Annotated in this window: 4 protein-coding genes; 1 reads left to right on the forward strand and 3 read right to left on the reverse strand. The window is 64.6% G+C overall.

The features are described from left to right. The 3 genes from MOV74_RS29140 to MOV74_RS29150 all read right to left on the reverse strand — a co-directional run. The coding region (locus MOV74_RS29140) for an FAD/NAD(P)-binding oxidoreductase (RefSeq protein ID WP_246930098.1) at positions 1-1209 on the reverse strand (1209 nt) is incomplete at its 3' end. Between the two features lie 54 nt (positions 1210-1263). After that, positions 1264-3450, reverse strand: a complete 2187-nt coding sequence (locus MOV74_RS29145) for a xanthine dehydrogenase family protein molybdopterin-binding subunit (RefSeq protein ID WP_246930099.1) — start codon at positions 3448-3450, stop codon at positions 1264-1266. A gap of 11 nt (positions 3451-3461) precedes the next feature. Beyond that, complete coding sequence (locus tag MOV74_RS29150; protein WP_246930100.1) at positions 3462-3911, reverse strand: (2Fe-2S)-binding protein; 450 nt, start codon at positions 3909-3911, stop codon at positions 3462-3464. Between the two features lie 302 nt (positions 3912-4213). Between MOV74_RS29150 and MOV74_RS29155 the strand changes: the two genes are divergently transcribed. Further along, positions 4214-5815 carry a B12-binding domain-containing radical SAM protein gene (locus tag MOV74_RS29155; protein WP_246930101.1) on the forward strand — a complete coding sequence of 534 codons (1602 nt, stop codon included), beginning with the start codon at positions 4214-4216 and terminating at the stop codon, positions 5813-5815. Positions 5816-5955 lie beyond the last annotated feature (140 nt).

Genomic DNA, 5955 nt, shown 5'->3' on the forward strand with positions numbered 1-5955 from the left:
CCGCAGCTCGCGCGGCGCGTCGACCGGGCTGGTCGCGCCGCCCTCGACCTCGGCGAAGATGTCGCCTTTCGGCTGGTAGGTGCCGGCGAGTGAAAAACCGTAACCGGGGGCGACGGTGTTGTAGCACACACCCATAAGCCGCGGCGGCTCCGGTGCGCTACCGGCGAGTAGAGCGACGATTGCGCTGGCGCAGGCCTTGCCTTGCGCGCTTGCAGCGGATGCCGATTTGGGAATGCCGCCGCCAAGGCAGGCATCGCCGATGACGTGAATATTCTTGACGAGCTTCGACTCGAAGGACACGGGATCGATCGGGCACCAGCCGGTCGCATCGGTAGCGCCCGCGATCTCGGCGATGCGTCCCGCACGCTGCGGCGGGATGACATTGGCGACGTCGGGCGTGTAGTTGCCGAACTCGGTCACGATCGTCATGGTCGCGGGATCAACCGAAGTCACGCGGCCGCCTTGCGACAGCGCGACGCGCTCGATCATCTCGCCATAGAGCTCCTTCCAGGCCGTCTCGAACAGCCGCTGCTGGGAGAAACTATCCTTGGCATCGAGGATCAGAACTTTCGAGCGTGGCTTGTTCGTCTTCAGGTAATGCGCGATCAGGCTGGCGCGCTCATAAGGCGCAGGCGGGCAGCGCGAGGGATTGGCCGGGATTGCAATGGCGACCGTGCCGCCGTCCGCCATCGCTTCCAATTGCCTGCGCAGCAAAAGCGTCTGCGCGCCGGCCTTCCAGGCGTGCGGCATCTTTTCCGCCGCTGCGGCGTCGTAGCCGGGCAGGGATTCGAGATGGAAGTCGATGCCGGGCGAGAGCACGAGGCGGTCATAGGGCAACGCGACGCCATCGGCCGTCATGACGCTGCGCCGCTCCGGGTCGATCGTGGTGACGGCCTGGCCGATCACGGTAACGCCCTCGGCGGCAAGCTTGTCGTAGCCGAACTGCTGCACGTCGATGTCGCGCAGGCCCGCAATTACCTCGTTGCTGAAGGGACAGGAGGTGAAGACCGCGTTGGGTTCGATCAGGATGACTTGCAAGTCTCTCTGCGTACGCATCAGCGCGCGGGCACAAGCGGCACCGCCAAAGCCGCCGCCGACCACGACGATGCGGCCCGGCGATTGCGCGCGCAGGATCGAAGGTGCGATGAGCGATGTGGCCGCGACGGTGATGCCGAGGACGGCATTCCGCCGTGTCACCGGCACATTCATGAGTCTTGTCCGGAAAAATGCTGCGGCTGCCGTTGGGGAAGCCGCAGCGCTCACTTAGGCAAAGGTGATGTTCTGGTCGCGCAGCGGCACCGAGCGGATGCGCTTGCCGGTCGCGGCGAAGTACGCATTGAGCACGGCCGGCGCGGCGACGCCGATGGTCGGCTCGCCGACACCGCCCCAGAACCCGCCGCTCGGCACCATCACCGATTCCACCTTCGGCATCTCGTTGATGCGCATCGAGTTGTAGGTGTCGAAGTTGGTTTGCTCGATCTTGCCGTCCTTGACGGTGCAGCCGCCATAGAACAGCGCGGAGAGGCCATAGACGAAGGAGCCCGCGATCTGCCGTTCCACCTGCGCCGGATTGACGACGTAGCCGGGATCGGTGGAGGCGACGATGCGATGCACCTTGATCTTGCTGCCGTCGGTTACCGAGATTTCGGCGGCGCCGGCGACATAGCTGCCATAGCCCATGACCTGGGCAATGCCGCGGTAGATGCCCTGCGGTGCCGGCGTGGTCCAGCCGATCTTCTCCGCGACCGCATTCAGCACCGCCAGATGCTTGGGATGATTGCCCATCAGCTTGCGGCGGAATTCGAGCGGGTCCTGGCCTGCGGCCTGGGCCAGCTCGTCCATGAAGCATTCCATGTAGATCGCGTTGTGATTGACGTTGACGCCGCGCCAGAAGCCGGGCGGAACGTGCGGGTTGCGCATCGCATGCTCGACCAACAGGTTCGGCACCGAATAGCCGAATGCGGCCTCGCCGGATTGGGCGACACCCTGGAATGCGGCCGGGTCCATACCGTTCTGCAGCGCCTCGGGGCGAAGCGAGAACAGGATCGATTGCCCGGACAGTCGGTAGTGCAACGCGACCAGATTGTTGTTGGCGTCGAACGCGCCGGTCAACTTGCACTGGGTGATGGGGTGATACCTGCCGTGCGCCATGTCCTCTTCGCGCGACCACAACAGCTTGATCGGCGTGCCCGGCATCTCTTTGGCGATCAGGACCGCCTGACGGACATAGTCGGTCTGACCGCGCCGGCCGAAACCGCCCCCCAGCATCACCTTGTGCACGTCGCACTTCTCGGCCGGCAGGCCGGAAGCCTCGAGCACCGCAGCAAACGCCGCCTCGCCATTCTGCGTGCCGCACCAGACCTCGCATTTGTCCGCGGTGTAGAGCGCGGTGGCGTTCATCGGCTCCATCGTGGCGTGGTTCTGATAGGGATAGCTGTAGACGGCCTCGATCTTCTTGGCCGCGCCGGCAATCGCCGCCTTGGCATCGCCATTCTTGTTGCCGACATAGGCCGGCTGCTTGTCGTCGAGGCCCTCGGCCAGCCACTTCGCAATCGACGCGCTGGAAACTTTGGCGTTGTCGCCTTCGTCCCAGACGATCGGCAGCGCCTCCAGCGCGGTCTTGGCGTGCCACCAGGTGTCGGCAACGACCGCGACCGCGGTATCGCCGACCTTGACGACCTTCTTGACGCCTTTCATGCCGGCGATCTTGGCTTCGTCAAAACTCTTCAACTTGCCGCCGAACACCGGGCAGTCCTTGATCGCGGCATTCAGCATGCCCGGCAGCTTGACGTCGGCGCCGTAGACCATGGCGCCGGTGGTCTTGTCGACCGTGTCGAGCCGCTTCACGCCCTTGCCGATCAGCTTCCAATCCTTCGGATCCTTCAGCTTGACGTCCGATGGCGGCGTCAGCTTCGCCGCAGCCTCGGCGACCTTGCCGTAGGTCGTGGTCTTGCCGGATGGCGTATGGGTGATGACGCTGTTCTCGGCTGCGCATTCCGAGGCCGGCACTTTCCATGCGTCGGCGGCGGCCTGGATCAGCATCACGCGCGCGGCGGCGCCGCCCTTGCGGACATAGTCTTGCGAGGAGCGGATGCCGCGGCTGCCGCCGGTCGAGAAATCGCCCCAGGCGCGCTTGCGCGCGACGCTCTGGCCCGGTGTCGGATATTCGGTCGTGACCTTATTCCAATCACATTCGAGCTCCTCGGCGACGAGCTGGGCGAGGCCTGTCAGCGAGCCCTGGCCCATTTCGGAGCGAGCGATGCGAATCACGACGGTGTCATCGGGCCTGACCACGACCCAGGCGCCGATCTCGGGCGATCCATCGGCGGCGCGGACCACGGCGGGGCCGCCGAAGGGAATGTCGAGGCCGATCGCGAGGCCGGCGCCGACTGCGGCCGTGCCGATGACGAAGGCGCGGCGGTTGAGCCGCGGCGAAACATGCTTGTTCATGTTGGGGATCCTTACGCGCTTGCGATCGTGTGGATCGCTTCGCGCACCTGCTGGAAGGTGCCGCAGCGGCAGATATTGGTGATGGCCTCGTCGATATCGGCGTCGGTCGGCTTCGGCTTCTCGCTCAGCAGCGCTGCCACCGCCATGATCATGCCGCTCTGGCAATAGCCGCATTGCGGCACGTCCTGGGCGATCCAGGCTTCCTGCACCTTGTGCAGCGAATCGCCCGAGGCGAGCCCCTCGATCGTGGTGATCTTCTTGCCCTCGGCCTCGCTGACCGAAACGCCGCAGGAGCGGGTGGCGACGCCTTCGATGTGAACGGTGCAGGCGCCGCATTGTGCAATGCCGCAACCGTATTTAGTGCCGGTCAGGCCGGCATTCTCGCGGATCGCCCAGAGCAGCGGCGTATCCGGCTCGACGTCGAGGGTGAAGGTTTTTCCGTTGATTGTTAGGTTTGCCATCGCAGTCCCCTGATTGGCCCAATCCACCGATTGAACTCAGGGGCGCACTGTGTCCGGCAAACTGGAACCGTTCAAATCAACAGTCCGAGGGTTGCCGGCAAGGATTGTCGCTGCCGCGGGAGGATTTTGGATCGGGCGGTGTCGTGAGCCACCGGAAATTGCGGCTGGCGGGCGACGCCCCCGCCCTGAACGCCGACAATGTGGCTTGGCGCGACGGTTCCGACAGGCGACAGTTTGTCCCTTTTGCCGGGGTGCAAGATGTCAGCGCTTTGGTACACTAGGCCAACGCCAAAAGGAGTTCCATGAAGGTGCCGACCCCCTACAACGTGCTGATGCTCTATCCGCTGTTCTCGGCAGAGTCCTTCTGGACCTTCGGCGAATCCTGCAAAGTGTTGGGCGTGAAGCGCCCGGCCGCCCCTTTGGGCCTGATCACCGTTGCCGCCATGCTACCAGAGAGCTGGACGGTCCGGCTGATCGACTGCAACACGGCCTCCTTCGGTGACGAAGATCTCGCCTGGGCCGACGTCGTCTTCACCGGCGGAATGATGCCGCAGCAGGCCGATACGCTGCGTCTGATCGAACTCTGCCGCGCGGCCGGCAAGCCGGTGGTCGTCGGCGGTCCCGATCCCACCTCCAGCCCCCACATCTATGAGCGGGCCGACTTCCGGGTGCTCGGCGAGGCCGAGAGCGTCATCGACGAATTCATCGCGGCCTGGGAGGGCGGCGCACGGTCCGGCGTCTTCACCGCGCCGAAATTCCAGGCCGACGTCACCAAGACGCCGGTGCCGCGCTTCGACCTGCTCAAGTTCGAGGACTACCTCTATCTCGGTGTGCAATATTCCCGCGGCTGTCCGTTCACCTGCGAGTTCTGCGACATCATCGAGTTGTACGGACGCGTGCCGCGGACCAAGACGGTCGAGCAGATGTTCGTGGAGCTCGAGACGCTCTACAAGATGGGCTATCGCGGTCATCTCGACTTTGTCGACGACAATTTCATCGGCAACAAGAAGTCGCTGCGGCAGTTCCTGCCTAAGCTCGCCGAATGGCAGCGGACCCACGGCTATCCGTTCGAATTATCGACCGAAGCCTCGGTCAATTTGGCCGATGATTCCGAGCTATTGGAGTTGATGGGGGCGGCGAATTTCTTCGCCATCTTCGTCGGCATCGAGAGTCCGGATCCGGCGACGCTGGTCGCGATGCGCAAGAAGCAGAACACGCGGCGCAACATCGCCGAGAGCATCCACAAGATCTACGCCGCCGGCATGCTCGTCACCGCGGGCTTCATCGTCGGCTTCGACAATGAGAAAGTCTCGATGGCGGACGCCATGATCGACTTCATCGAAGAGGCGGCGATCCCCGTCAGCATGGTCGGACTGCTCTACGCCTTGCCGAACACGCAGCTGACGCGCCGCCTGGAGCGCGAAGGCCGGCTGCATCCGGGCCACGATGTGGCGCCGACCATCGGCGCGGATCAGTGCACGGCCGGGATCAACTTCGATCCGGTGCGCCCGCTGCGCGACATCCTGACGGACTACAAGCGGGTGCTGGAGCACGTCTACAGCCCGGCTGCCTATGCAGGACGCGTCGACCGTCTGATGACGCTGCTCGACCGGTCCAGGCAGCGCCACGAGCTCGCCGAAGGCGATATCCGCGCCAAGCTCGGTGCGATGGAGACGGTGCACAAGGTGGTGACCACCCTTCCCGAGGCGCGTGGACCGTTGTGGCAGACCTTCATGAACTGCGCCAAGCGCGACACGACATCCGCGCGCATTGCCGTGCAGATGATCGCCGCCTATGCCCATCTCGGGCCGTTCTCGCGCAAGGTCATTGCTGCCATCGATGAGCGTTTGGCGGCGCTGGACAACGAAACCACGCCGGCGACGGTCGATGTGACGGCGGCTTGACACCTGGCTCGAGAGCTTACTTCACCGCCAGTCGCAAAAAGCTCATCACACTGCCGAGCACGGCAAAGCCCGCGCCGAGGGCCAACGCCAATGTCGCGCCCTCGTGGCCGGCGAGCGCGAAGCAGAGGGCGGCGAGCGCC

The sequence above is a fragment of the Bradyrhizobium sp. SHOUNA76 genome (genome assembly GCF_023006445.1).
Taxonomy (GTDB): domain Bacteria; phylum Pseudomonadota; class Alphaproteobacteria; order Rhizobiales; family Xanthobacteraceae; genus Bradyrhizobium.